This window comes from Burkholderia sp. Z1 (assembly GCF_014893795.1).
GTDB classification, from domain to species: domain Bacteria; phylum Pseudomonadota; class Gammaproteobacteria; order Burkholderiales; family Burkholderiaceae; genus Burkholderia; species Burkholderia theae.
The window spans coordinates 585,994-612,844 of the sequence record NZ_JACFYL010000002.1 but is presented as its reverse complement, the minus strand read 5'-3'; the positions used below and the strand labels follow the sequence as shown (position 1 = coordinate 612,844).

Sequence of the window (26,851 nt, the reverse complement as noted above, 5' to 3'; positions counted from 1 at the left end):
GGCACGCAATCGCCCTTTAGGAGATCCTCATGTCCGTATTCGGTTTGCAGCGCCTCTACATCGGCGGCGGTTACGTCGACGCCACGAGCGGCAAGACTTTCGACACCTTCGATCCCGCCACCGGCGAACTGCTCGCACAGGTGCAGCAGGCGAGCGCGGCCGACGTCGACCGCGCGGTCGCGTCCGCCCGGGAAGGCCAGCGCGAATGGGCCGCGATGACCGCGATGCAGCGCTCGCGCATCCTGCGCCGCGCGGTCGACCTGCTGCGCGAGCGCAACGACGAGCTCGCGGCGCTGGAAACGCGCGACACCGGCAAGCCGATCGGCGAGACGCTCGCGGTCGACATCGTCACCGGCGCGGACGTGATCGAGTACTACGCGGGCCTCGCGACCGCGATCGAAGGGCTGCAGGTGCCGCTGCGCGCCGATTCGTTCGTCTACACGCGCCGCGAACCGCTCGGCGTGTGCGCGGGCATCGGCGCATGGAACTACCCGATCCAGATCGCGTGCTGGAAGACGGCGCCCGCGCTCGCGGCCGGCAACGCGATGGTGTTCAAGCCGAGCGAAGTCACGCCGCTGACCGCGCTGAAGCTCGCGGAAATCTATACGGAAGCCGGCGTGCCGGCCGGCGTGTTCAACGTCGTGCAGGGCGACGGCTCGGTCGGCGCGCTGCTCACCGGCCACCCGGACATCGCGAAGGTGTCGTTCACGGGCGGCGTCGAAACGGGCAAGAAGGTGATGTCGCTGGCCGGCGCGTCGTCGCTGAAGGAAGTAACGATGGAACTCGGCGGCAAGTCGCCGCTGATCGTGTTCGACGATGCGGACCTCGACCGCGCGGCCGACATCGCGGTGACCGCCAACTTCTTCAGCTCGGGCCAGGTCTGCACGAACGGCACGCGCGTGTTCGTGCACCGCTCGATCAAGGACGCGTTCACGCAGCGCGTGCTCGAACGCGTGAAGCGCATCCGCGTCGGCAAGCCGACCGATGCCGATACCAACTTCGGCCCGCTCGTGTCGGCCGCGCAGCTCGACAAGGTGCTCGGCTTCATCGAAAGCGGCAAGGCCGAAGGCGCGAAGCTGCTCGCGGGCGGCACGCGCCTGACCGACGGTCACTTCGGCAGCGGCCAGTACGTCGCGCCGACCGTGTTCGGCGACTGCCGCGACGACATGAAGATCGTGCGCGAGGAAATCTTCGGGCCAGTGATGAGCATCCTCGATTTCGAATCGGAGGACGAAGTGATCGCCCGCGCGAACGACACGCACTACGGGCTCGCGGCCGGCGTCGTGACCGAGAACCTGTCGCGCGCGCACCGCACGATCCATCGTCTCGAAGCGGGCATTTGCTGGATCAACACGTGGGGCGAATCGCCGGCCGAGATGCCGGTTGGCGGATACAAGCAATCCGGTGTCGGACGCGAGAACGGCATCACGACGCTCGAGCACTACACTCGGATCAAGTCGGTGCAGGTCGAGCTCGGCCGCTACAACCCGGTGTTTTGAGTCTTCAAGGAGGAGAACCCGTCATGACGACACGCGAATACGACTACATCATCTGCGGCGCCGGTTCCGCGGGCAACGTGCTCGCAACGCGCCTGACGGAAGATCCGGACGTCACGGTGCTGCTGCTCGAAGCGGGCGGCCCCGACTACCGCTTCGACTTCCGCACGCAAATGCCGGCGGCGCTGGCCTATCCGCTGCAGGGCCGCCGCTACAACTGGGCGTACGAGACCGACCCCGAACCGCACATGGACAACCGCCGGATGGAATGCGGCCGCGGCAAGGGGCTCGGCGGCTCGTCGCTGATCAACGGGATGTGCTACATCCGCGGCAACGCGCTCGACTACGACAACTGGTCGACGCACAAGGGCCTCGAGAACTGGACGTATCTCGACTGCCTGCCGTACTTCAGGAAAGCCGAGACGCGCGACGTCGGCCCGAACGACTACCACGGCGGCAACGGCCCCGTGTCGGTCACGACCAGCAAGCCGGGCGTGAACCCGCTGTTCGAAGCGATGGTCGACGCGGGCGTGCAGGCCGGTTACCCGCGCACCGACGACCTGAACGGTTATCAGCAGGAAGGCTTCGGTCCGATGGACCGCACCGTCACGCCGAAGGGCCGCCGTGCCAGTACCGCGCGCGGCTATCTCGACCAGGCGCGTGCACGGCCGAACCTCGAGATCGTCACGCACGCGCTCGCCGACCGCATCCTGTTCGACGGCAAGCGCGCATCGGGCGTCACGTACCTGCGCGGCAGCGAACGCGCGACCGCGCATGCGCGCCGCGAGGTGCTCGTGTGCAGCGGCGCGATCGCGTCGCCGCAACTGCTGCAGCGCTCGGGCGTCGGCCCCGGCGCGTGGCTGAAGGAATTCGACATTCCCGTCGTGCTCGACCTGCCCGGTGTCGGCCAGAACCTGCAGGACCACCTGGAGATGTACATCCAGTACGAGTGCAAGGAGCCCGTATCGCTGTACCCGGCGCTCAAGTGGTGGAACCAGCCGAAGATCGGCCTCGAATGGATGCTGAACGGCACGGGCCTCGGTGCGAGCAACCACTTCGAGGCGGGCGGTTTCATCCGCACGCGCGACGACGATCTGTGGCCGAACATCCAGTATCACTTCCTGCCGGTTGCCATCAACTACAACGGCTCGAACGCGATCGAGATGCACGGCTTCCAGGCGCACGTCGGCTCGATGCGCTCGCCGAGCCGCGGCCGCGTGAAGCTGCGCTCGCGCGATCCGAACCAGCATCCGAGCATCCTGTTCAACTACATGGCCGAAGCGCTCGACTGGCGCGAGTTCCGCGATGCGATCCGTGCGACGCGCGAGATCATGCGGCAGCCCGCGCTCGACCGCTATCGCGGCCGCGAGCTGAACCCGGGCGCCGACTGCAAGACCGACAAGGAGCTCGACGCGTTCGTGCGGGCCCGCGCGGAGACCGCGTTCCATCCGTCGTGTTCGTGCAAGATGGGTTACGACGACATGGCGGTGGTCGACGAAGAGGGTCGCGTGCACGGGCTGGAAGGGCTGCGTGTCGTCGATGCGTCGATCATGCCGATCATCACGACCGGCAACCTGAACGCGCCGACGATCATGATCGCCGAGAAGATCGCCGACAAGATCCGTGGTCGCCAAGCGCTCGCGCGTGTCGACGTACCGTACTTCGTCGCGAACGGCGCGCTGGCGCGCAATGTCGCGAAGGCCGTGCGGCAGCCGGAGACGGTTTGACGATGGCGGGCGCACTGCCCGCGCACCCAACGAAAACGCCGCTGACGATTCCCGTCAGCGGCGTTTTTTTATCCCCGGCTCAACCGCTGTTGACCTCTCGCCGCAAACGCTCGACGTCGACGTGCTCCAGGTAATTCGTGATGTTCTGCCAGATCGGATGGAACCCGTAGCCACCGTGTTGCAACTCGTCGAGCGCCTGCTCGCGCGTCCAGCCCTGGTACACCATCCGGTACAGCGCGGAGACGAGGCCCGTGCGATCGGCGCCGTGCTGGCAGTGAATCAGCACCGGGCCGTCCTGGTCGGCGGTTCGCAGTGCCTTCAGCGCGGTGACCATGTCTTCGTCGCGGATGTCCCACGTGTTGATCCGGATGCGCTGCATCTTGATCTGCGTACCGGCCAGGATGCTGTCGTCCGCGTGAAACGAGCGGAAGCTGATGACCTTGCGGATGCCAAGCTTCTGCAATTCCGGCACGTCCGCCCGCGACAGCTGCGCGCTGCGGTACAGCGTCGGCGTGATCCGATGCAGGTTGTTCACGCGCGCATCGGCAATGCTTTGCGCCCATTGGATCGGTCGGGCCGCGATCGGTCGGGCCGCAACGCCGGAAGCCGGATCCGCATGGGCCGGCTGCCCGAGCGCGGCGAGCGTGACGGCGAGCGCGGCAATGAAGGCGATTTTCATGTCGGTTCAGCGTTCAATAAAATGCGCGCTTGCTGCGCTCGCGCGACAGGATGAACAGCACGATCGCGGCGGCGCTCATGGTCCAGTAGTCGGTCGGCGCGACGCCCAGCCAGTGGATATGCCACGGCACGTTGGCCGGGTTGAAGCGGGCCAGACCATAGGCCGGATTCAGCACGAACCACAGAAAATCCTCGGTCAGCCAGAACACCATGATGCACGCGATGATGCGGGCTTCGATGCGCCACGACCACCGCGCGTTGAAGATGGGCGGCAGGTGAAAGAAGAGTGCGACGAACGGGAACACCCACGCGTGGTATCCGGTCATCGGACGCCCGCCCCAGAAGAGGTCGAGCAGCCAGTGATGCTCGATGCGCCAGGTCGGCAGGTTGGCGGCCCAGCCCGCGCTGCCCTCGATCTGGATCTCGACGTTCGCGAAAAAGAACGCGAGCAACATGACCCATGCGACGACGAACAGCGTATGACGCGTCGGCACAAAACGCGCGACGCTCATGCGGCAGGCTCCAGGCCCAGTACACGGTCGAGCACGAAGCGTCCGGCCAGCGGCCGCCCGAGCGGAGCCAGACGGCGGCGCATGTCGGCCAGGCGCTCCGGCGTCTGCAGCAGCGCGCGGATCCGGTAGACGAGCGCATCGTCGTCGATGGCCTTGAGCGCCACGCCCTGTTCGAGCAGGAAATCGGCGTTGCGCTCTTCCTGGCCCGGAATCGGCGAATTGACGATCATCGGCAGCTTCATCGCGAGACATTCGGATGTCGTCAGGCCACCCGGCTTCGTGATGACGAGGTCGGCGCAGGCCATCAGGCGTTCGACCTGTTGCGTGAAGCCCTGCGGAAAGAGCCGGCCGGGATGCCGCGCGGCGAGCGCCTGCAGCGACGCCAGCATCGCCTGGTTCTTGCCGGCCAGCGCGATCAGCTGGAAATCGGCGTCCATCTCCAGCAGCCGCGTCGCCAGCACGTCGAGCCCACCGAGGCCGGCGCCGCCCGACATCATCAGGAACGTCGGACGCGCGGGATCGAGGCCGAACTCGGCCGCGCAGGCCGCGCGATCGAGCGGCTGGCCGAACGCCGGCATGATCGGAATACCGCTGACGTGCACCGTTTCAGGCGCCATGCCGCGCGCGTGCATGCGCCACGCGATCTCGTCGTTGGCCGCGAAGTAGCCGCGCATGTTCGGCACGACCCACATGCTGTGCAGGTCGAAATCGGTGACCTGCACCCACACCGGCGTGTCGACGCGCCCCTTGCGGATCTCGCGCGACAACAGTTCGGCCGGCAGGAAGTGCGTGCAGATGATCGCGTCGGGGCGCTGCCGTTCGATCTCCGCGAGCAACTGCCGGCAATTGAGCCGTTCGATCGCGCGCCGGATCTTCTGCGACGGCGCGGCGGGATCGACCTCGTCGGTCTTCTGGTACAGGTAGCCCCACAGCGCCGGCTGGCTGCTGACGAGCTTGATGTAGAGATCGGTGTACAGCTTGCGGAAGCCGGTGGAAACGAAGTCCATCACGTCCAGGTGCGTGGCTTCGATGCCGGCGGGATGGTGGTCCGCAAATGCGCGGATCGCTTCGGCCGCGCGGGTATGACCGGCGCCGGCGCTGACGCTCAGGAGAAGGATTTTCTTGTGTTGCTTTGACATCTGACCGACCGTTTCGATGAATGGGGTCCGGACGCGGGTTCGGCAGCGGCGATCTCGCGCGACGGCTGTTCGCGTCCGGCTTTCAACTGGCTTGACGGACCTTCGGCGGTGCGGGCGGTCGGGTACTGCGAATCGATCGATCGCCGGCATCGTCTGCGGAATCATACTGCGTCCGGTCGATGCGGCTCGGATCCGCGGGTGTCGCGCGATCGGTCAGGTTGGTGTGACAGCGCGGCGTGCCGCCGCTTGGCGCCCCACTCGCGCATGCGAATGGGGCGCTGTATTTCGGCGCGAACGGGGTGTTCGCGCGCGGGTCGTTTCGTGTCGTTTCGGCAAAGGCCGTGAGTCAGTCAGCCTTGTTCGCGTCGTCACCGGGCCGGGCTGCCGCCACGGCGTGCGTCCGCATCCGCTTCGCGCGGACGATCGGATTCCATCGCGACGTCAGGCTCATCGCATTGCGCAGGCGGTCGAACGCGGCATCCTCCGTCGGCCCGAAGCGATTGACCGCCGGCCACGCAAGCACGTGATCGAGCCATGTCCGCCATGTGTCGCCATGAAAGCGCCGGCCGATGTCCCGCACCGCGTCCGGCGCCGCGATCACGATGCCGGCCAGCAGGTAATACGCCCAGAAGCTGCCCGCGCCGACGAGTCGATCGAGCCTGCACACGGACAGCGCCGCAAGCAGCGCGTCCGTCGACGCGAGGTCGGCGCGATGCGTACGGATCGCCTGCGCGACGAGGTTGTGTTGACCGCCATACGCGGCAACGGAAACCCCGTTGCCGGCGGCAAGCTCGGCCGAGAACATCGCGAGCGCGGCCATCTCGTCGATGCGCGATGCGTCGTCGCGCGGGCCGCACGCGCGCAGCACGATCGCGTCGATGATGGCGCCGGGCCGGGCCGATGTTTCCGCACGCGTCGCCGCGACGACGGCCAGCTTTTCTCTCAGGTTCTTAGCAACGGGTATCTCGCCCTGCCCGTCTTTTTCATCTGCGGCGCGTTCGCCGGCATCGGCGTCGTTGCATTCGACACCGCCCGCAATCCGTTCGAGCGCAGCCCATCCGACGTCGGGATCGTCGAATGCGCACGCATCGATCACGCCGTGCGCCGCTTCGAACACGGCGCGCGAGCCGGGGCAACAGCGGTCGGCTTCGGCGAGCTGCTGCGCGGAAGGCACATGCGAGCACGCGCCGGACAGGTCGGTCGGGTCGCATGCGCAACCGCCGCTGTCCGTTGCGATCCACGGTACCAGCCGTTGAAGGGCCGCCGTCGCGTCGCGAGACAGGCTCTCGCCTGCCCGCACGCGTATCGCACGCGACGCGACGACGGTCGTGTCGCCGGCGTCGCCCGCCGCCATCGCGCAAGCGGCCGCGTCGAGATGTTCGATCAGGTACTGCAACCACGCGGCCGTGCGCAGCCGGTCAGGCGTCGCGCCGCGGGCATCACCATACTTCGCTGGGTCGGTGAGCATGGGTCGTCCGGGATAGTTCTGGCCAATCGGAATGTTGTTGTTTCAGTCGAATCGGGTGGCGCGGTATGCCGCGCCGACCCTGCAAGGCCGCCCGCATCGGATCGCGACACGTGCGGCCAACCGGCCATCGCGCCGATACGCGCGACGATATGAATGGATCGAGGTAACGGAAACCCGCCACGCTTGCCGCACGGCCCTCGCGCGCGACGGGCTCCCGCTTCGTTCCGCGACGCTTACTGCACGTGGAACTTCGGCGACGTCGTGACCGTGCCGGACACCGAGCAATTCGGCGTCAGGACGGAGTTATTGAACGTCAGCGACGAGTTCGGATCGTTCCACGCCGTGACCACCTTGCTCGGGCCGCACGCGCCGAGCAGCGCGACGTTCACCTGCACGTTGTTGATCGACAGCTGCGTCGTGCTGTCTGCCTGGCCCGTCCACGGCGACGTGCTGCTCGCCGTGCCGCTGATCAGGCCGCAGGTGCCGCCGCCCGAGAACGTCGTCGACGTGATGTTGACGATACCGGTCGACGTGATCGTCCCGTTGAACGTCGCCGTGCAGGTCGCGCTGATCGAGCCCTTGCTGAGGCTCGTGAGCCCCGACACGGAAAACGGCTCGCCGTTCGGATTCATCGGCTGGCCATCGGCGCGCGAAACGGTGACGGCGAAAGCAGGCGCGGCCGAAACCGCGGTGAAAGCCACTGCAGCAACAAGCGACACGATTTTGCGAATGCTCATTTGAACTGCCCCCTCTCTTCACAAATGGCGGCACGCCGCCAGGAACGCAACCTTCCTGCCGGACGAATCCGGCCAGCCGGTCGCAGGAAACCGCCGGCGCGCGTCATGCGCGCCGGTCGGTTCAGAACTTGTAGGAAATCCCGACGAACGTGATCAGCGGATCGGCCTTCAGCCGCGTGCGCGTGGTCGCGAGCGTCGAACCGTCCGCCGCCTTGATCACGAGCGACGAGTAGGTCTTCAGCGGCATGTACGTCAGCGTCGCGGTGAGCCCCCAATGCTTGTCGATCGCATAGCTCGCGCCGACGTTGTAGACCGGCGTGAACGACGACGACGCCTTACCCTCCACCGACGTCGGCCCCGGCTTGCCGGCGCCGGCCGCGAGCACGCTGCCGAGGTTCTGGTTGATGTCCTTCGCGAAGTTGCCGTTCAGTTCGATGTTGCTGAACCAGCTGTAGGCCACGCCGATCCCGACGAACGGCCGGAACCGTGCCGTCGACGAGTTGAAGTAGTACTGCAGAATGATCGTCGGACTCCACTGCCGCGCGTTCTTCACAGCCGGCTGGTTCGCCGGATCGTCCATGTTGACGCTGCCGAGCGCGCCGGCCGGGCCGGGCGGCTTGATCGTGCCGTGGCCGGTCAGCGTGAACTCGGGCGGCACGCCGAGCACCGACGTCACCGCGATGTGATCGGTGAAGAAGTGCGTGAGCGTGAGGCCGACCGTATCGGCGTTGTTGACCGTCAGGCTCGTGCCCGGCGACGTGAACGACCCCGGCAGGCGCAGCGGTCCGTTGATCGGCATGCTCGCGAGATTCGTCGTCAGACCGTTGGTCGAATCCTGCGGCATGATGTGCAACCACCCGAGCGTCGCGACGTTGTCGCCCGCCTGCTGGGCCGATGCGAGCGTCGACATGCCTGCGACGACACCCGCGACAATCAGCTTCTTCATCAAGTCTCCCCCTCATTCTGTCCGGGCGCCGCGCATCCGCGCGCGACGCCGCCGTGTCTCCGTCCGGGTGTGGTCACTGCACGAACGCGCCGACCGTGAAGTACGGATTGCTCGTATCGGCCATGTCGAGGAACCCGAACACGCCGCCGGTGAACACGAACTTGCCGGTTGCCGGGCCCGACGCCGCATCCGCGTGCACGGTCGTCACGACGCCCGGCACTTTCTGCGTGTAGTCGAGGTTCAGTGCGCGCGTGAGTGCGGCCTGCGACGCGTTGAACGGATCGAGCAGCGTCGCCTGCGCACCGATGAGCGCGGTCGCGCGGTAGTTGAACGCGCTGTCGACACCCGTGTACTCGCCGTTCTGCGAGCCCAGCGCGATCGCCGTCTGCGGGCTCAGGAACGAGATGCCCGATTCGTCGTCCGCGCTCGGCGGGCCCTGCGTGAGGTCCGCGTTCGCCGCGCCGGTGCGGATGAAGATCGGCACGAGCTGGTTGCGCAGCTTGCCGACGATCAGGATCCCCTTGCCGGCCTTCGCCGGATCGACCGCGGCCAGCGTCGGCGGAATCTGCGGCTGGTAGTTGAGCGACTGGAACGCCGGCGCATCGGGGCGCAGCGTGAACGGCTGGTTCACGGTCGCACTCGACGCGAGCGGCTGCCCGCCGTTCTTCTTGCCGAAGTTGTCGGTCTCGACGTAGCTGCCGTCCGCGTTGATCGTCACCTTCTGATCGAGCGCCACCGGCTGGAAGCTCTGCGACGGCACCTGGTGATAGCCGAGCTGGTTGTAGGTCCCGGCGATCTTCGTGAGATCGGTTTCCAGCGACGAGAAACTGATGAACGGGTAGTACGGGAACGTCGTCTGCGGAATCTTGCCGACGCCGATCACGCCGTTGAACTGGATACTCGCGCCGGGAATCGCGCCGCCCAGCACGCCTTCGCCGAGGAACAACCGCGCGGGCCGGCTCGGGTCGAGGCTCGCGTTCTGCATCCGGAACGTGCACTGGTTCAGCTTCACGGTCGGCAGCCCCGTTTCGTCGGCCAGCGTGCCGTCGACCACGTTCGCAGGCGCCGTATCGCGGGTCGGCTGCACGGTGCCCGTGGTGGTCGGCACCGGCGATGCGAGATAGGTCATCCGGTACGTCATCTTCGTCGTGTCGAGCTGCACTTTCACGAGCTCGCCCGACCCCGACCCGCCAATGAACACCGTGTTGTAGTCGATCGTCTGCGGGCACAGTCGCACCACCGGCGCGGGCGGCGGGTCGCCGTCGCCGCCGCACGCAGCCAGCACCGGCGCGAGCGAGGCCGCGGCCATCCAATGTTTCAAATTCATAGGAATCCTCTTGAAATTCGATTCGCCGGCGGCGACGCATGCGCCGCCGGTGTTACGTGTTCAGTACGCTGGGTTACTGGACGAACGCGCCGACCGTGAAGAACGGGTTGACCTGGCTGTTGTTGACGACCATCGCGTAGACGTTGCCGGCCGTCACGATCCAGCCGGTGTCGCCCTTCTTGAAGATCGCGACGTTGCCGCTTGCACCCTTCGCGTTGAAGTCCTGCGTGGCCGTGACCTTAATCTTGCCGGGCGTGGCCTGCGTGTAGTCCAGCGCGAACTGCGAGGTCACCGACGACGTCTGCGGGTCGATGAACGCCGCGGTGCTGCCCTGGAACAGCGTGGACGTATAGTTCGCGGCCATCGTCGATACCGCGGTGCCGTCGTTGCAGCTGCCCGCCTGCGCCAGGAAGAAGGTGCCGTTGAAACTGCCGGGCAGATCCGGGTGCGGCACGTTGTTGTTGAAGCTCGGGCCCGAATTCGCGACCGCGAACGTCGCGGTGCTGGGCGCCACGACACCGCATGCGGACGCGCTCGTTGCGCCGATGAAGCCGCCCTTCAGCGAGTTTGCCGCGATGGCGGTGGTCGACGAGAGCATCGAGATCCCCACTTCGGCATCGGCGACCGACGCCAGCGCATTGCTCGAATCGACATGCGTGTAACCGACTCGAATCACGACCGGCACCCGCACACCGTTCAGCTTGCCGACAATCATGATCCCCTTCGCCTGGCTCGGCGTCGCGATCACGAGTCCCGGCGCCTGACCCGCCACCGGATACGAGACCGCACCGAACTGGTTCGCCACCGCGTTGCTCACGAACACGTTGTCGGCCGATCCGTCGGCGTTCTTGCGCAATGCCCACGGCGACCCGGTGGTCTGGCACGAGTAGTCGCTATTCGGGGTGATCGTGCACGAACCGTCCGCATTGAACGTCTGGTTCCAGTTGACCACATCCGGCTCCCAGCCGACCGCCCCGGCACTGCTCTGGGCGCTGCCGCCGACGGGCGACAGGTGGATACCCACTTCGTTGTAGTTGCCCGCGACCTTCGTGAAATCAGTTTCGGTTTGGGTAAAGCCGATGAACGGATAAAAATCGAACGTGCGCGACGGCACGACACCCAACAAGAAGCCGGGGAACGGTTCGATCCCGGCGAACGCGATCGTCGCCCCGGGAATCCCGCCGCCCACCACACCATTGCCGACGAACAGCATCGGCGGATCCGCACGGTTGATCGTCACCGCATACGCGCCATCGCTCGTCGCGCCACTGTCGAGCACGAACGCGCAGCGATTCTGCTCGGCGGTCGGGAGATTGGCCGGATGATGGAATGCGCCGCTGATCGTCAGGCCCGCACGCGTGTTGTTGACCTGTCCTGCCGACGTCGGCACCGACGATTCGATGAACTGCATCTGATAGGTGAGCTTCGTCGTGTCGAACTTCACCTTCACGTATTCGCCGCTGCCGGCGCCGCCCGTATAGGTGGTCGTGTAATCGAGCGCGTCCGGACACAGCTTCGTCACCACGGGCGGCGTCGTTTCGGCGCCGCTCGGCCCGCATGCGCTGCCCGAGCACTGCGGCACGTTGATCGGCCCCGGATCGTCGCCGCCGCCGCAACCGGCGACGAACGGCAGCGCCAGCACGGCGCACGACAGGATCGCCTTCCGCCATTCAGGAATGCAAAGCATCAACCCCTCCTTTTCAGGTACGACAAGTCTCGTCCGGCCGGGCTGCATGGCCCGCCGGTTGGTATCGCGCCGCCGCACGAACACGCGGCGCATGATGGTGCGCGCAAGGCAACCGCTCCGCGGCTCACGCAAATGCGATGAAGACCGCGGCGGCAGACAAGCGCTCTCCCGCGGCGCCGTCATCCGGCACGGCGCCGTCGGAACAATCGAAACGGAAAGTGGTTCGCCGCTACACGGCGATGCGATAACGCAGGCAGGCGACCTGCGTCGCGCCTGCATTCAGCGAAAAACTGGGAAACGGCAGTCCGATTGGCCCCGCGGATACGCGCTTCATGAATGGGTCTCCGTACGTACGCTTGATTGGTTATCGTGATGCGTCGTTTGTCGAAACTATGAGCGGACCATTCAAACAAGTAAATGGATGCCGAGTTCCAAACGATGCAAGTCGCTCGACCCTAGCGTTTACACGGTATTTGACACATTTTCAAACAGCCTTCATTTTATTTGCTCAGACAAATACCGGAGCGGTATAACACGCGTTTGAACGAAGGCGGCCAACCCGCGCCCAGCCAAGCGGGCCGGCCCGCGACGGCCCGCATGCATGCTGCGGCGCAACCTTACACGTCGATGATCGCGAGCGTGCCATGGCTGCCGGGCAGCACCGCATGGCGCGTGCCGGCGAGCGCGAGATACATCTGCCCGGCCTCGACCACGACCGTTTCCGCGTCGACTTCGAGCATCAGCTTGCCGTCGAGCACCAGCAGCCCCTCGTTGTAGTCGTGCACTTCCGCTTCGTAAGGCTGCGCGTCCATCCGCAACACCTTGATCCTGGCCGGCCCGACTTCGCCGACGATCGTGGATTTCCATGCGACGGCCTGCGCGGCCGCAACGGATTTGAAATCGACCAATGACATGCGCGCCGCTCCGTGAGTCGTGAACCGTGAAAGGAACGCATTATCGCGAGCGCGGCACACGCCGTCCCGGTACGGCGCGGCGCTGTTCGGGCGGCACAGTCGGCCGGCCGCCGCGCTGCCGCGCCGGATCGCGCTCGCCGCCCGATTCACGGAAAACGGCACGCATTGTTCGCTCACTTCAAATAAACAGGCGCTTTATTGAACGATGCACGTGCATTTCACGCAAATCCGGCGCCGATCCTGCGCGGCCTTTCCATCAGAATGCATTTCCATCTACCGATTGCTAATATGGCGGTCCCGCGATCCCGCATCACAGCGCCGTTCGACATGACGCCCGTCCGCCATGCCGTCCCCGGTCCCGGCCGCTTCGCAGCGGCGGCGACGCCGGGCACGCGCGGCGCACGCCGTCGCGCCGGCCGGCCGTGCCATCCGTGAGCATGCAACCGATCCTTTCCGTCTCCGACCTCTCCAAGACTTACGCGTCCGGCTTCCAGGCGCTGAAGCACGTGACCCTCGACATCCGCCCCGGCGAGATCTTCGCGCTGCTCGGGCCGAACGGCGCCGGCAAGACGACGCTGATCGGCTCGATCTGCGGCATCGTCACGCCGACCGCGGGCCGCGTGACGGTCGGCGGCCACGACATCCGCGATCAATACCGCGCGGCCCGCGAAATGATCGGCCTCGTGCCGCAGGAGCTGACGACCGACGCGTTCGAAACCGTCTGGGCGACCGTGTCGTTCAGCCGCGGCCTGTTCGGCAAGGCGCCCGATCCCGCGCATATCGAGAAGACGCTGAAGGCGCTGTCGCTGTGGGACAAGCGCGACAACAAGCTGATGACGCTGTCGGGCGGCATGAAGCGCCGCGTGATGATCGCGAAGGCGCTGTCGCACGAGCCGCGCATCCTGTTCCTCGACGAACCGACGGCCGGCGTCGACGTCGAGCTGCGCCGCGATATGTGGAAGCTCGTCGATTCGCTGCGCGAAAGCGGCGTGACGATCCTGCTGACCACGCACTACATCGAGGAAGCCGAGGAGATGGCCGACCGCATCGGCATCATCCTCGGCGGCGAGCTCGTGCTCGTCGAGGAAAAGCGCGAGCTGATGCGCAAGCTCGGCAAGAAGCAGCTGACCGTGCAGCTCGAGCATCCGCTCGAGGACGTGCCGCCCACGCTCGCGCCGTTCGGGCTCGAACGCGCGGACGACGGCACCGCGCTCGTCTACACGTACGACTCGCAGCGCGACGACGCGAGCATCGCGAAACTGATCAACGCGCTCGGCTCGGCCGGCATCGGCTTCCGCGACCTGCACACGACGCAGAGCTCGCTCGAGGATATTTTCGTCAGCCTGATCGACAACCGCCGCAACGGCGTACAAGGAGCCTGACGCCCATGAACCTGCAAGGCATCCGCGCGATCTATCGCGCAGAAATGGCCCGCACGCGCCGCACGCTGATGCAGAGCATCATCGCGCCGGTGATCTCGACGTCGCTGTATTTCGTCGTGTTCGGCTCCGCGATCGGCTCGCGCATCAGCGACGTGAACGGCATCGGCTACGGGTCGTTCATCGTGCCAGGCCTCGTGATGCTGTCGTTGCTGTCGCAAAGCATCTCGAACGCGTCGTTCGGCATCTACTTCCCGCGCTTCACGGGCACGATCTACGAGATCCTGTCCGCGCCCGTGTCGTACTGGGAGATCGTGATCGCGTACGTCGGCGCGGCCGCGTCGAAGTCGCTGCTGCTCGGCGTCATCATCCTCGCCACGGCCGGCCTGTTCGTGCCGCTGCACATCCTGCACCCGTTCTGGATGGTGCTGTTCCTCGTGCTGACGGCGATCACGTTCAGCCTGTTCGGCTTCGTGATCGGCATCTGGGCCGACAGCTTCGAGAAGCTGCAGCTCGTGCCGCTCCTGATCATCACGCCGCTCACGTTCCTCGGCGGCAGCTTCTATTCGGTCGACATGCTGCCGCCCGCGTGGCGCATCATCACGCTGTTCAACCCGATCGTCTACCTGATCAGCGGCTTCCGCTGGTCGTTCTACGGGATCGCGGACGTGCACGTGTGGATCAGCCTCGCGGCCACCGGGCTGTTCCTCGTGATCCTGCTCGCGATCGTCGCATGGATGTTCCGCACCGGATACAAGCTGAAGAATTGACGCGGCACGCGCCGCCGCCGATGACGCATTTGGGCAAGCAGGCGGCGCTTTTCCTCTGATGCGGCATTTTGTGGTCGCGTCTACTGAATACCGAAGCATCGGGGCCCTGGAGCATGCGCTGCAAGGCCCCTTTTCATTTCAGAGGACGCCATGCCCGCCGCCACCGCTCCCGCTTCCGCCGCCGCCCGGCTCGAACGCCTGCCGTTCTCCGGTTATCACAAGCGGATCTTCTTCATCATCGCGATCGCGTTCTTCTTCGATTCGGTCGACCTCGGCACGATGACGTTCGTGCTCGGCTCGATCCGCAAGGAGTTCGGGCTGTCGACCGCGGCCGCCGGCCTCGTTGCGAGCGCAAGCTTCTTCGGGATGGTGCTCGGCGCGGCCGTCGCCGGCCTGCTTGCCGACCGCTTCGGCCGCCGGCCCGTGTTCCAGTGGAGCATGGTGCTGTGGGGCGCCGCGTCGTACCTGTGTTCGACCGCGCAGAGCGTCGACGCGCTGATCGTCTACCGCGTGCTGCTCGGGATCGGGATGGGCATGGAATTCCCGGTCGCGCAGACGCTGCTGTCCGAATTCGTGCCGACCGAGAAACGCGGCCGCCTGATCGCGCTGATGGACGGCTTCTGGCCGCTCGGCTTCATCACGGCCGGCATCGTCGCGTACTTCGTGCTGCCGCAGTTCGGCTGGCGCACGGTGTTCGCGCTGCTCGCGATTCCCGCGGTGTTCGTGCTCGTCGTGCGCCGCATCGTGCCCGAATCGCCGCGCTGGCTCGAACATGCGGGCCGGCACGCGGAAGCCGACACGGTGATGCACGTGATCGAGGCGAAGGTGATGCGCTCGGCCGGCGTCACGACGCTGCCGCCGCCGTCGCGGCTCGCCGAACCGGTGGCCGCACGCGGCCGCGGCGCGCTGCGCGAGATCTGGAGCGGCGTGTACCGCCGCCGCACCGTGATGGTGTGGCTGCTGTGGTTCTTCGCGCTGCTCGGCTTCTACGGCCTCACGTCGTGGCTCGGCGCGCTGCTGCAGCAGGCCGGCTTCGAAGTCACGAAATCGGTGTTCTACACGGTGCTGATCTCGCTCGGCGGCGTGCCGGGCTTCCTGTGCGCCGCGTGGCTCGTCGAACGCTGGGGGCGCAAGCCGACCTGCATCGCGTCGCTGATCGGCGGCGGCGCGATGGCGTACGCGTACGGCCAGAGCGCGCTGTACGGCGGCAGCATGACGCTGCTGATCGGCACCGGCCTCGCGATGCAGTTCTTCCTGTTCGGGATGTGGGCCGCGCTGTACACGTACACGCCCGAGCTGTACGGCACCGGCGCGCGTGCGACCGGCTCGGGCTTTGCGTCGGCGATCGGGCGTGTCGGGTCGCTGATCGGGCCTTACGTGGTCGGCGTCGTGCTGCCCGTGTTCGGCCAGGGCGGCGTGTTCACGCTCGGCGCGCTGTCGTTCATCGCGGCCGCGATCGCCGTGTGGACGCTCGGGATCGAGACGAAGGGCCTCGCGCTGGAACAACTGGCGGCGGGCGACGAAACCGGCGGCAACGGCCGGTATGCGGCGGCAGCGGCGGACAAGGTGTCCTGAGCCGCGGATCGGAGGGGGTCTTGCAGGCCGGGAAGGCGCTGCTGTCGTCGGACATCCTGATGCGCTTCGGCGACGACGCCACCGACGACCCGCTGCCGGCGATCATCGACTCGATCACCCGCTCGGACTACCTGCCGTCGCTCGCGCACATGGCGAGCGCGCTGCGCCGCATCCAGGCGCTCGATCTCGACATCATCCTGCCGATGCACGGCCCGGCCATCACGCACGACATCCCGCGCGTGCTGGCCGGTGCGATCGGGCATTGCGAAGCCGCCGCCGCGTAGGTCACGCAGGCGGCGACACCAGCCTGGTATGACGGATCGTGGTCAGGCGCCGGAGACGACGAACTCTTCGGCCGCCTTGCGCTGGACTGCGGCCATCACCGCCAGTTCGCGCTTGCTGCGCGCATCGCCGGACACGATGCCCGTCGCATGCTTCGCCTTCGCGCCCAGCGGGAAAAACACGAACGACGCGCCGTCCGGGGCCGCCGGTTCGGCACGCAAGCGTTTGTTCAGGATTTTCAGGTATTTCTTCTTCGAGACTTCTTTAGCAGCCATGGCACCCTCCGCGTAAACGTGGTGAGGATCAGCATACCAGTTTTGGAGAAGGGGTCGGCCAGCGCGCCCGCCGCCCGCGCAACGGCGTTTTTTCGTGCCGATGTCGATTTCGCCGCGCGCCGCCCGTCGTACCATCGCAAGAACGAGTCGGCTTTCCCGCAAGGCCGACGCCCCCTCCCACTTTCCCAACCCAGGAGAAACAATCATGCGCGTGATGGTCATCGTCAAGGCGACCGCCGATTCCGAAGCCGGCAAGATGCCCGACACCGAACTGCTGGCCGCGATGGGCCAGTACAACGAAGCGCTCGTGAAAGCGGGCGTGATGCTCGCCGGCGAAGGGCTGCACCCGAGCGCCCGCGGCAAGCGCGTACGCTTCGCCGGCAAGGACCGGTCCGTGACCGACGGCCCGTTCGCCGAAACCAAGGAACTCATCGCCGGGTTCTGGCTGTGGCAGGTGAGCTCGATGGACGAAGCCGTCGAATGGGTGAAGCGCTGCCCGAACCCGATGCTCGGCGAATCGGAGATCGAGATCCGGCAAGTGTTCTCGCCCGAGGATTTCGGCGCGGAATTCACACCCGAGCTGCAGGAGCAGGAAGCGAAACTGCGCGCGCAGCTCGGCGACGGCCACCAGGCCCCGCCGGCCGGGAACTGACCGAACGCTTGAACCGGGCCGCGCGGCGCGGCGGCCCGCCCGCAACACCGCATTTCGATCGACCGCCGGCAACGCACCGCCGTTGCCGCACCACCGTACGAAATCTTTTTCGTGTCCGCCGTCGATTTGCCCGATCGTCGTCCGTCGTAGTGTCGTAAGCCACGTTGACCTGTCGGCCAACGAACCCTCCCCCCATTCAAGGAGATACGACAATGCGCGTCATGGTAATCGTCAAGGCCACCGCCGATTCCGAGTCCGGCCAGATGCCCGACACCCGGATCATGGCCGAGATGGGCCGCTTCAACGAAGAACTGGTGAAAGCCGGCATCCTGCTCGCCGCCGACGGGCTGCACCCGAGCAGCCGCGGCAAGCGCGTGCACTTTTCCGGCAAGAACCGCACCGTCATCGACGGCCCGTTCGCCGAAACGAAGGAGCTCGTCGCGGGCTACTGGCTGTGGCAGGTGAAATCGATGGAAGAAGCCATCGAATGGGTGAAGCGCTGCCCGAATCCGATGCCGGTGGACTCCGACATTGAAATCCGCCCGCTGTTCGAGGCCGAGGATTTCGGCGCCGCATTGACGGACGAACTGCGCGAGCAGGAAGCGCGCATGCGCACGGAAATCGACGCGCGGCAGAAATCCTGACCGGCGGGCGCGAGCGAAGCCCGCGCGCGCCCGGTGACATCACGGCCGCGCCTGTGTCTGCTCGGACGCGGAAACGGAAACGGCCTGCGCAGCACCCGTGAAATCGCTGTCCCGCCCGCGCGCCGAGCCGTCGTTCCGTATCGAGCGCCGCCCGGTGCGCGTGGCGAGCACCAGCGCGATCGCCAGCACGCTCGTGCCGAACAGGTAGCTCGGCGGGATGAACCGTGCATCGGTCAGATGCGCGACCACCGAGATGTAGAACGGCGCGAGCCCGCCGAACAGCGTCACCGACGAGTTGTACGCGATCGCCACGCCGGTCGAGCGCCCCTCGACCGTGAAGATCTGCACGAGCATCCCCGGATGCGCGGCGCCCTGCAGCGTCAGGAACAGCATGCCGATCAAGTGCACGATCATCAGCCGGCTCGCCGTCGGCGCATCGAGCAGATACCAGAACAGCGGGAACACGCACACGAGCCAGCCCGCGATGAAACCGCAGAACAGCCGGTACGGCCCGACCCGGTCGGCCAGCTTGCCGAACACCGGCGACAGCACGCACGACATGATGCTCGTGACGAACACGGCCTGCAGCGACGAGCTGAGCGGCAGATGGAGCTGCGATTGCGCGTAGTTCGGCAGGTACGCATTCCATACGTAGTTCAGCGACGTGCCGGCGATCATCACGCCGATCGCGCAGACGAGCGCATCGCCGTTCTCCCGGATGAACGCCCGTGCCCGCGCACCGGCCGGCGCGCGAGCGGCCGGCCGCGCGCGCATCCGCTGGAACGCCGCCGATTCGTCGACGTGATGCCGGATGTAGAAGCCGAGCGGACCGACCAGCGCGCCGACCAGGAACGGCACGCGCCAGCCCCACTCGGCCATCGCGGCATGCGACAGGTACCGCGACAGCAGGTAGCTGCCGCCCGACGAAAACATCGCCGCGAGCCCGAGCGACAGCATGTTGAAGCTGCCGTAGAACATCTTCTTGCCCGGCGGCGCGACCTCGTAGATCGACACCGACGACAGCGCGAACTGCGCGCCGACCGCGAACCCCTGCACGAGCCGGCCGACCACGACGAGCGCCGGCGCGGCGATTCCCCAGGTCGCGAAACCCGGCGTGAGGCCGAGCAGCAGCGACCCCACCGACATCGCGACCATGATCCACGACAGCGCCTTCATGCGCCCCGCGCGATCCGCGTACATCCCCATCACGACGCCGCCGACCGGTCTGACGAGGAACCCGACGGCAAACGTCGCGAACGTCAGCAGCATCGATTCGCCGCGCCCGACGCCGGAAAAGAACGTCCGCGCGATCAGGCTGGAGAAGTAGCCGTACACCATGAAATCGAACCACTCGAACGTGCCGCCGATCACGGTCGACACGATGACCTTGCGGGCTTGCCTTGCGTCGTAGCCGATTTCCATGGATCTAGCCCCCGGCGCGCATCGCGCGCAGCGCCTGCACAAAGAAGTCCTGCACCGTCTCGACGGTCTGCATGCCGTTGTGCGCGACGTTGGGCAGTTCGTCGAAGCGCACGCGCACGCCGGCCGCGTCGAACGATGCCGCGAGCGCACGCAGCCGCTCGGGCCGCGTCGCGCCCGCATCGTTGATGCCTGGCACGTACATCGCGCTGTCCTCGCGCACCGTGATTTCCCACGTCTCGAGGTCGGCGTGGCCGACCACCATCTGAACAGGCACCTGCCCCAGCGCCGCCGCGTCGAACGGCTTGCCGAACTGCCGCTCGAAGCCGCCGATGCCGAGCCACCACGCCTTGTGCGGGTCGAGCAGCGTGACGTTGCCCGGCGCGCCGATCGACACGGCCCACAGCCGCTCCGGATGCACATACGCGAAACGATGCGCGAACTGCCCGCCGCCCGAATAACCGGACAGCGCGAACCGGTCGAACCGCTTGCCGTAACGCTCGCCGACTTCGCTCACCATGTCGAGCAGCACGCGGTCGTAGCGGATGTCGCCTTCGGCGAGACGCTTGAAGCCGTTGCGATCGCCGTCGCCGCACACGCCGACCGGAAACAGCGGACACAGCACGACACAGCGGTTCCAGCGTCCGAACGGCGCGAACGCATCGCGGTACTGCGTGAACTGCCGCCCCGTGCCATGCATCACGACGACCAGCTCGACGTCGTTGCCCGGCACGCGGATTTCGTCGGGCACGTACAGCACGTACGGAAAACGCGGATCGTGCCGGCTCGCGTAGACGGTCGTCGAGCCGAGGTCGTACAGCGCCTCCGCCCTGGCTTCACCGGGACCGGCCGGCGTCGTGGTGGTATCGAACATCTGTCTCGCTCCTGGGGGATTGTTGTGTATCGCGCGGGCGTGGCGGCTGCGTTCAGGCGGCTTCGCGCAGCGGCTCGCGCGTCAGGCTATAACGCGTGAACACGCGGTTGAGCGCAGGCATCGGCGCGACGTCCATCTCTCCGTCGCCCGGCTGCATGACGATCATCGCGACCGTCGCCGACAGCGTGTGGCGCGTGCCCGGGCGCGGCGGCCGGCACACCGAGTACGGCGCGCCGAAGTCGTCAAACAGCGCCGCCTTGACCGCGCCGCGATCGATCTTCGGCAGTGCGTCGAGCAGCCGGCGCACGCGCCAGTCGCGGTAATAGCTGTCGGGCGAGTTCTCGCAGCCCGTGTCGCGCAGCTTGGTGCGCGCGATCGGGCTGACCCAGTGGTTCGCGTGGACGATCAGGTCGTCGTCGCCCGGATAGATCGGGAACGCCTCGTCCGGCGCGCATTCGAAATCGATGCCGAAGCCGTCGGCCATGCCAAGCATGATGTTGTTCGAGCACGACTTCGGCGTCGTCGCGATCACGCGCAACGCATTCGCGAACACCGGCTCCTCCAGCACGCGCCGGCGCAGCAGCGACAGCGGCACGCCGGCATGCATGAAATCGCGATCCGATTCGAGGTAGTTCGCGGTGATCGACACGCCGCTCGCGTTCAGCCCGCTGCGCGCGAGCCCGCCCGCCTCGACGAACGTCAGGAAGTCGGGGCCGTCGTCGTTGTGCACGCGCAGCACGATCCCTGTGTCGATGCAGTCGGCTTTCCAGTCCCAGTTCTGCGCGTGGATCAGCTTGCCCGTCGCCGAGCGCGACGGGAGCACGAGCACACCGGTGCAGCCGTCCTCGTCCTCGGCGTTCGCATCGGCCGGCAACGCGTGTTCCGCGCGCGCCTTCGCAAGCACTTCGGTGCGCGCATTGACGAGCACGATGTCGTCGAACGCCACGTCGGCCCCGGCGGCGATGCCGCGCATCTCGTCGAGATAGGCCGGCTGGAACGCGCCGATCGCCTGTTCGAGCGAGCGGATGAACGCCGCCTGCGCCGCCTCGCCGTAGCCGAGATTGCGCAGCGTCTGCCCGTAGCGCGATGCGCTCAGGCGCACGCGCGCCGCCGCGGCGCGGCCGTACTGCACGCCGCGCTCGTACGGCTTGCCGGACACGCTGACGAAGGGAAAGGGCTGGATGGACGACATCGGAAAACTCCTTGCGCTGGATCGGACGAAACGATTCTCGGGCGCGATAAACAAAATAAAAAGCGTTATTTTATTTCCACAAACGAAAGATTTTTTTTAGTATCGTGCGATCATCCGGCGCATCGCCATACCGGCGGGACGCACCGCGTGCGCACGTTGCCGGGCTGTTTTCAGGAGAAGGGGATGAGCGAGATTCGAATGCTGCGGACGTTTCTGGCCATCGAGAAACACGGCACCATGGCCGCCGCGGCCGACCGCATGGCGCTCACGCACGCGGCGGTCGGCGCGCAGATGCGCACGCTGGAACGCGTGTGCCAGCGGCAACTGTTCGACCGCAGCGGGCGGAGCGTGCAACTGAACGACGCCGGCCGTTCGATCCTCGAGCAGGCGCGCTCGGTGGTCGCCGCGTACGACTCGCTGGTGCGCGGCGTCAGCGGGCAGCACAGCATCGAAGGCTCGATCACGATCGGCGCGACGGTGTCGTCGATGGGTTTTCTCGCGGCCAACGTGATTCGGCTGAAGGTGCAGTATCCGGGCCTGAACGTGCGGCTGACGCACGGCGGCAGCCCGGAACTGGAACGCCAGGTGCGGGCCGGCGAGATCGATGCGGCGGTGCTGATCGGCGAGCCGCGCACGACCACGCTGCCCGAATCGTGGGAGTACCTGTACGACGAGCCGCTCGTGCTGCTGGCCAACCCGGCGATCGCGCCCGCCGATGCGTCGGTGGCGTCGCTGCTCAAGCGCTTTCCGTTCATCGGCTTCGAAGCCGCCTCGCCGACCGGGCGTCACGTCACGAGCCTGCTGCGCCGCCTGCACGTCGAAGTGAATCCGGTGCTCGAAATGAACTCGATCGCCGCGATCGCCGATCTCGTGCGGCAGAACATCGGCGTCACGATCGTGCCGCGCCTGCGGCATGCCGCGTGGAGCGACGATCCGCTGCTGTTCGTAAAGCCGATTCCCGGTGCGACGTGGCGGCGTCACATCGGGTGGTACGAATTCGGCCGTCAGCCGCTGGCCACCGCGATCGTGCGGAACCAGCTGCTCACGGCGCTCGCCGGCTGAAGCCGCGCCGGCAGGCGGTCAGGCGGGTCGCCACGCCTGGTTGACGCAGCCCTGCCGAGTAACGTATCGTTTTGATACGTTACTCGGCAGGGCCTGTTCGTCATGCATTCCCGTTTCGACCGTTTCCGCACCACCGCGCTCGGCGCCCAGCTCGAAGCGCTGATCGCGCAACCCGAGCGTTATCTCGAGTTCGCGGCGCTGTCGCGCGTGGGCGTCGCCGCGATCGGCGCGATCCAGCACGAGATCGCGCGCAAATTCCCCGAAATCGAGGCCGACACGACAGCCCGCCAATTCTGCGGCGCGATGGTCGCGGAAGTCATGCGCCGCCACAGTCATGAGGTCGTGCAGGCACGCGGGCGGCTCGGCGGCACGCTGTTCAGTTATGGCGCGGTGTTCAGCCCGTATCCGCAACGGTTGCCATTCGCCGACGTCGTCGTCGCGCTCGCGCGCATGCCGGGCCGCCTCGCCGCGTATGCGGCACACGTGCCGGCCGCGCTGTGGACGCGCCGCCCGGCCGGCACCGGCTTCTCGCTTGTCGAACATGCGTGCCACCTGCGCGATCTCGACGCGGTGTTCGCCGAACGCATCGATGTCGTGCGCGCGACTGACCTGCCCGTGATCGCATCGGTCGACGGCACCGCGCTCGCGGCGCAACGCGACTATCTCGCGCAGCCGCTGGACCGCGCGGTTACGGCCTTCCGCACGGGGCGTGCCGCACTGTGCGCGACGGCCGCCACGTTGCAGCCGCCGCAGCTCGAGCGTTGCGGGCTGCGCGACAGCATCCGCCGCATGTCGCTCGACGAACTCGTGCGCGAACTGCTCGACCACGACCGCACGCACGTGCTCGAACTCGACGAACTGCTCGCCGAACTCGACTTGCCGCCCCTTCCTTCCGAGCCCGCCGCATGACCCAACCCGCTCCCGTCGTCTTCATTCACGGCTTCATCGGCACGTTCGACGTGCACGGATGGCACGGCCCGTATCTCGCCCCCGACCTGCTCGGTTATGGCGCGCATCGCGCGGCGCCGTTCGATGCGATCACGCTCGCCGCGCAGGTCGAGCATGTCCGGCACGCCATCGACGCGCACTTCGGCGCGCAGCCGGTCGATGTCGTCGGCCACTCGGTCGGCGGCGCGATCGCGATGCTGTTCGCGCATGCGCACCCCGAACGCGTGCGGCGGATCGTCAACGTCGAAGGCAACTTCACGCTCGACGACGCATTCTGGTCGGCGTCGGTCGGCCGCATGACGCCCGCCGAAGCCGACGCGATGCTCGACGGCGTGCGCGCCGATCCGCTCGCGTGGCTGCGCGGCGCGATCGACGAACCGTCGCCGCGTTTGCTCGACGACGCACACCGCTGGCTCGCGCATCAACCGGCATCGACGCTGCGCGCGATGGGCCGCTCGGTCGTCGCGACGACGGGCGTTCCGGGCTACCTGCAGGCGCTCGCGCAGGTGTTCGAGCGCCACCCGGTCTGGCTGGTCGCCGGCGAACGCTCGCGCGCGGGCTGGCACGTGCCGGACTGGGCGCTCGCGCGCTGCGCCGGCTGCGACACGATCGAACGCTGCGGGCACCTGCTGCCGGCCGAGCGGCCCGATGCGTTTCGCGCGGCGGTCGAGCGCTGCCTGGGCTGAAGCGCGCCTGACAATGCGTAGGGTTCGTCGAAATATGGTTGAAAGGCGCGGTTGCTAGAGTCGTCCGAACAGGGTTTCCCCGGCGCCCGGCCGCCGGACAGGGTCGACACATGCAAGGATCGATGCACCTCGCACGCGCCTTCTGGCTGCTTCTGCTGCTCGCCGTCACGAGCCCTGCGTTCGCATTTCATGCGCGGGTCGTTGCGATTCCGAGCGCCGCGATGAGCGAGACGCTCAAGGCAACCGTCGTGCTGCCCGACGACTACGCACGCGGCAACCGCGACGGCGAACGTTATCCGGTCGTCTATCTGCTGCACGGCTCGGGCGGCGACCATACCGACTGGACGTCGAACACGCCTATCGCCGCGCTGGCCGACCGCTACCACGTGATCCTCGTGATGCCCGACGGCGGGCACGAAAGCTGGTACATCGACAGCCCGTTCGATTCCGGCAGCCGCTACGAAACCTTCATCGGCGACGAAGTCGTGTCCTACGTCGATGCACACTTCCGCACGATCGCGACACAGCGCGCCCGCGCGATCACCGGGCTCAGCATGGGCGGCTTCGGTGCGCTGCGCATCGCGCTCGACCGGCCCGACACGTTCGGCGCGGTCGGCAGCATCAGCGGCGCGGTCGATCCGCGCTGCTGCGAGGACGAGCCGGGCATCGACCACGTGTTCGGCGACCCCGGCCGCCATCCGTCGTTCTGGAATCGCAACGTGATCGTCGAAAACGCGCGCGCGTTCGTGCGTGCGCATCTCGACCTGACGATCGATTGCGGCCGCGACGACGCGTTCGTCGGCTCGAACCGCACGCTGCACGAACGGCTCGTCGCGCTTGGCGTGCCGCACGACTACGCGGAGCGGCCGGGCGGTCACACCTGGGATTACTGGGCGAACGCGATTCGCTACCAGATGCGCTTCTTCGCGGCATCGTTCCAGCATCGCGGCTACGCGTACCGTCCGGCGAACTCCGCACCGGGCATGACGCGCGCGGGCTGACGCACGTACCGCGTCGCCACGCGGCCCGGCGACCCCGGTGGTACGATGCGCTGGCATCGACCACCCGACTTCCTCCATGCCGCGCGACACCTTTGCGGACCTGCTCGCCTTCATCGCCGTCGCGCGCGAGCGCAGCTTCACGCGTGCGGCCGCCCAGCTCGGCGTGTCGCAATCCGCGCTCAGCCATACGATCCGTTCACTCGAAACGCGCCTCGGCGTGCGGCTGTTGACGCGCACGACGCGCAGCGTCGCGCCGACCGAAGCCGGCGAGCGCCTGCTGCGCAACCTCGCGCCGCGCTTCGACGAAATCGAGGCCGAGCTGTCGACGCTCGCGGAACTGCGCGACAAGCCGGCCGGCACCGTGCGCATCAACGCGACCGACTACGCGATCCGCACGCTGCTGTGGCCGAAGCTCGCCCCGATGCTGCGCGACTATCGCGACCTGAAGGTCGAGTTCGTGACCGACTACGGGCTGTCCGACATCGTCGCGGAGCGCTTCGACTTCGGCGTGCGGCTCGGCGACCAGGTCGCGAAGGACATGATCGCCGTGCGCATTTCACCCGACCTGAAAATGGCGATCGTCGGCGCGCCCGCGTATTTCGCGGAGCGCGCACGCCCCGCGTCGCCGCAGGATCTCGTCGCGCACGACTGCATCAACCTGCGCCTGCCGACGCACGGAGCGCTGTACGCGTGGGAACTGGCGCGCGGCGACGACACGCTGCAGGTACGCGTCGACGGGCAGGTCACGTTCAACGGCACGTATGAAATGCTCGACGCGGCACTCGCGGGTTACGGACTCGCGTACGTGCCGGCCGAGCTCGCCGCGCCGCATGTCGCCGCCGGCCGCCTCGACAGCGTGCTCGACGACTGGTGCCCGACGTTTCCCGGCCATCACCTGTATTACGCGAGCCGGCGGCAATCGTCGCGCGCGCTCGCGGTGATCGTCGACGCGCTACGCTACCGTGCATGAGTCGCCTGCGCGCCGCGATTCATGAATCCGTTCGATAAGTGCATGCGAGCGAGCGGGGATTATCGATAAGCACATCGGTGGCTACCATCGTCGATGTCCGCAACGTTCCCCGGAGCCCTCGATGTCCGAACCGACTTCCGCCGCGCGCCAAGCGTTCGGCGCCATCGCACCCGCCCTCGCCGACTACACCGACCACGTGCTGTTCGGCGACGTGTGGCAACGCGCCGGCCTGTCGCCGCGCGATCGCAGCCTGATCACGGTCGCGAGCCTCGTGTCGCTGTATCGTGTGAACGAGCTGCCGTTCCACCTGAAGAAGGCTCTCGACAACGGCCTCACGCGCGACGAGCTGATCGAAGCGATCACGCACCTCGCGTTCTACTCGGGCTGGCCGACCGCGAGTTCGGCGCTGCCGATCGCGCAGCGCGTCTTCGACGAAGCCGGCGTATAACCTGTCATTCAACCGGCGGGCACCTACCCGCATGGAGCCTCAC

At 67.0% G+C, this 26,851-nt stretch carries 27 protein-coding genes; 14 read left to right on the top strand and 13 right to left on the bottom strand.

Going from position 1 to position 26,851, the window contains the following annotated elements:
• The first annotated feature begins 29 nt into the window (after positions 1 to 29).
• The gene (gene betB / locus H3H55_RS19810; RefSeq protein WP_193099869.1) at positions 30 to 1,499 is read left to right on the top strand and encodes a betaine-aldehyde dehydrogenase; all 1,470 of its coding nucleotides are present in this window, start codon (positions 30 to 32) and stop codon (positions 1,497 to 1,499) included.
• A gap of 23 nt (positions 1,500 to 1,522) precedes the next feature.
• A complete protein-coding gene (gene betA / locus H3H55_RS19805; RefSeq protein WP_193099868.1) occupies positions 1,523 to 3,223 on the top strand; it encodes a choline dehydrogenase in 1,701 nt (566 codons plus the stop codon).
• 79 nt (positions 3,224 to 3,302) lie between these two features.
• On the opposite strand, the gene H3H55_RS19800 is transcribed toward betA, so the two are convergent.
• From H3H55_RS19800 to H3H55_RS19760, 9 genes are all read right to left on the bottom strand, one after another.
• A complete protein-coding gene (locus H3H55_RS19800; protein ID WP_193099867.1) occupies positions 3,303 to 3,902 on the bottom strand; it encodes a dual specificity protein phosphatase family protein in 600 nt (199 codons plus the stop codon).
• Between the two features lie 13 nt (positions 3,903 to 3,915).
• Positions 3,916 to 4,413: a hypothetical protein gene (locus tag H3H55_RS19795; protein ID WP_048243269.1), complete on the bottom strand. Its 498-nt coding sequence runs from the start codon at positions 4,411 to 4,413 to the stop codon at positions 3,916 to 3,918.
• Positions 4,410 to 5,552, bottom strand: a complete 1,143-nt coding sequence (locus H3H55_RS19790; protein WP_048243268.1) for an MGDG synthase family glycosyltransferase — start codon at positions 5,550 to 5,552, stop codon at positions 4,410 to 4,412. The genes H3H55_RS19795 and H3H55_RS19790 overlap by 4 nt, the downstream gene beginning before the upstream one ends.
• 346 nt (positions 5,553 to 5,898) lie before the next feature.
• The gene (locus H3H55_RS19785; protein ID WP_193099866.1) at positions 5,899 to 7,020 is read right to left on the bottom strand and encodes a hypothetical protein; all 1,122 of its coding nucleotides are present in this window, start codon (positions 7,018 to 7,020) and stop codon (positions 5,899 to 5,901) included.
• 233 nt (positions 7,021 to 7,253) lie between these two features.
• Positions 7,254 to 7,757: an activator protein gene (locus tag H3H55_RS19780; RefSeq protein WP_129515668.1), complete on the bottom strand. Its 504-nt coding sequence runs from the start codon at positions 7,755 to 7,757 to the stop codon at positions 7,254 to 7,256.
• A gap of 121 nt (positions 7,758 to 7,878) precedes the next feature.
• A complete protein-coding gene (locus H3H55_RS19775; RefSeq protein WP_048243265.1) occupies positions 7,879 to 8,703 on the bottom strand; it encodes an OmpW/AlkL family protein in 825 nt (274 codons plus the stop codon).
• A gap of 73 nt (positions 8,704 to 8,776) precedes the next feature.
• On the bottom strand, positions 8,777 to 10,030 hold the full coding sequence (locus tag H3H55_RS19770) for a DUF2957 domain-containing protein (protein WP_193099865.1): 1,254 nt from the start codon (positions 10,028 to 10,030) through the stop codon (positions 8,777 to 8,779).
• Positions 10,031 to 10,103: 73 nt separating this feature from the next.
• Positions 10,104 to 11,717 carry a DUF2957 domain-containing protein gene (locus H3H55_RS19765; RefSeq protein ID WP_193099864.1) on the bottom strand — a complete coding sequence of 538 codons (1,614 nt, stop codon included), beginning with the start codon at positions 11,715 to 11,717 and terminating at the stop codon, positions 10,104 to 10,106.
• A 617-nt stretch (positions 11,718 to 12,334) separates the two neighbouring features.
• A complete protein-coding gene (locus H3H55_RS19760) occupies positions 12,335 to 12,631 on the bottom strand; it encodes a cupin domain-containing protein (RefSeq protein ID WP_193099863.1) in 297 nt (98 codons plus the stop codon).
• A 437-nt stretch (positions 12,632 to 13,068) separates the two neighbouring features.
• On the opposite strand from H3H55_RS19760, the gene H3H55_RS19755 reads away from it, so the two are divergent.
• From H3H55_RS19755 to H3H55_RS19740, 4 genes are all read left to right on the top strand, one after another.
• Positions 13,069 to 14,013 carry an ABC transporter ATP-binding protein gene (locus tag H3H55_RS19755; RefSeq protein WP_193102068.1) on the top strand — a complete coding sequence of 315 codons (945 nt, stop codon included), beginning with the start codon at positions 13,069 to 13,071 and terminating at the stop codon, positions 14,011 to 14,013.
• 5 nt (positions 14,014 to 14,018) lie between these two features.
• A complete protein-coding gene (locus tag H3H55_RS19750) occupies positions 14,019 to 14,780 on the top strand; it encodes an ABC transporter permease (RefSeq protein ID WP_048243260.1) in 762 nt (253 codons plus the stop codon).
• Positions 14,781 to 14,930: 150 nt separating this feature from the next.
• On the top strand, positions 14,931 to 16,355 hold the full coding sequence (locus H3H55_RS19745) for an MFS transporter (protein WP_193099862.1): 1,425 nt from the start codon (positions 14,931 to 14,933) through the stop codon (positions 16,353 to 16,355).
• Between the two features lie 20 nt (positions 16,356 to 16,375).
• Positions 16,376 to 16,639, top strand: coding sequence for a hypothetical protein (locus H3H55_RS19740; RefSeq protein WP_226800310.1), 264 nt, complete (start codon positions 16,376 to 16,378; stop codon positions 16,637 to 16,639).
• Between the two features lie 42 nt (positions 16,640 to 16,681).
• On the opposite strand, the gene H3H55_RS19735 is transcribed toward H3H55_RS19740, so the two are convergent.
• Entirely contained in the window at positions 16,682 to 16,912 is a 231-nt protein-coding gene (locus tag H3H55_RS19735) for a hypothetical protein (protein WP_129517323.1), read from the bottom strand.
• A 205-nt stretch (positions 16,913 to 17,117) separates the two neighbouring features.
• Here H3H55_RS19735 and H3H55_RS19730 point away from each other — a divergent pair, with 205 nt between their 5' ends.
• Positions 17,118 to 17,564 carry a YciI family protein gene (locus H3H55_RS19730; protein WP_048243256.1) on the top strand — a complete coding sequence of 149 codons (447 nt, stop codon included), beginning with the start codon at positions 17,118 to 17,120 and terminating at the stop codon, positions 17,562 to 17,564.
• Positions 17,565 to 17,776: 212 nt separating this feature from the next.
• A complete protein-coding gene (locus tag H3H55_RS19725) occupies positions 17,777 to 18,208 on the top strand; it encodes a YciI family protein (RefSeq protein WP_193099861.1) in 432 nt (143 codons plus the stop codon).
• 39 nt (positions 18,209 to 18,247) lie between these two features.
• Here the strand turns inward: H3H55_RS19725 and H3H55_RS19720 are convergent, their stop codons facing one another.
• The 3 genes from H3H55_RS19720 to H3H55_RS19710 all read right to left on the bottom strand — a co-directional run bounded on the left by H3H55_RS19720 (position 18,248) and on the right by H3H55_RS19710 (position 21,693).
• Complete coding sequence (locus H3H55_RS19720; RefSeq protein ID WP_193099860.1) at positions 18,248 to 19,630, bottom strand: MFS transporter; 1,383 nt, start codon at positions 19,628 to 19,630, stop codon at positions 18,248 to 18,250.
• Between the two features lie 4 nt (positions 19,631 to 19,634).
• The gene (locus H3H55_RS19715) at positions 19,635 to 20,387 is read right to left on the bottom strand and encodes an alpha/beta hydrolase (protein ID WP_193102066.1); all 753 of its coding nucleotides are present in this window, start codon (positions 20,385 to 20,387) and stop codon (positions 19,635 to 19,637) included.
• A 166-nt stretch (positions 20,388 to 20,553) separates the two neighbouring features.
• Positions 20,554 to 21,693: a C45 family autoproteolytic acyltransferase/hydolase gene (locus H3H55_RS19710; protein WP_193099859.1), complete on the bottom strand. Its 1,140-nt coding sequence runs from the start codon at positions 21,691 to 21,693 to the stop codon at positions 20,554 to 20,556.
• A 183-nt stretch (positions 21,694 to 21,876) separates the two neighbouring features.
• Between H3H55_RS19710 and H3H55_RS19705 the strand changes: the two genes are divergently transcribed.
• The 6 genes from H3H55_RS19705 (at position 21,877) to H3H55_RS19680 (ending at position 26,808) form a co-directional block, all read left to right on the top strand.
• Positions 21,877 to 22,755 (top strand): LysR substrate-binding domain-containing protein, encoded by an 879-nt coding sequence (locus H3H55_RS19705; RefSeq protein WP_048243251.1) that lies wholly within the window; start codon positions 21,877 to 21,879, stop codon positions 22,753 to 22,755.
• 102 nt (positions 22,756 to 22,857) lie between these two features.
• Entirely contained in the window at positions 22,858 to 23,664 is an 807-nt protein-coding gene (locus tag H3H55_RS19700; protein WP_193099858.1) for a DinB family protein, read from the top strand.
• Positions 23,661 to 24,389 (top strand): alpha/beta fold hydrolase, encoded by a 729-nt coding sequence (locus H3H55_RS19695; protein WP_193099857.1) that lies wholly within the window; start codon positions 23,661 to 23,663, stop codon positions 24,387 to 24,389. Before H3H55_RS19700 ends, H3H55_RS19695 begins: the two co-directional genes overlap by 4 nt.
• 122 nt (positions 24,390 to 24,511) lie before the next feature.
• Positions 24,512 to 25,390: an alpha/beta hydrolase gene (locus H3H55_RS19690; RefSeq protein WP_193102064.1), complete on the top strand. Its 879-nt coding sequence runs from the start codon at positions 24,512 to 24,514 to the stop codon at positions 25,388 to 25,390.
• Between the two features lie 76 nt (positions 25,391 to 25,466).
• Entirely contained in the window at positions 25,467 to 26,360 is an 894-nt protein-coding gene (locus H3H55_RS19685) for a LysR family transcriptional regulator (RefSeq protein ID WP_193099856.1), read from the top strand.
• Between the two features lie 121 nt (positions 26,361 to 26,481).
• Positions 26,482 to 26,808 (top strand): carboxymuconolactone decarboxylase family protein, encoded by a 327-nt coding sequence (locus H3H55_RS19680; protein WP_193099855.1) that lies wholly within the window; start codon positions 26,482 to 26,484, stop codon positions 26,806 to 26,808.
• The last annotated feature ends 43 nt before the right edge of the window (positions 26,809 to 26,851 follow it).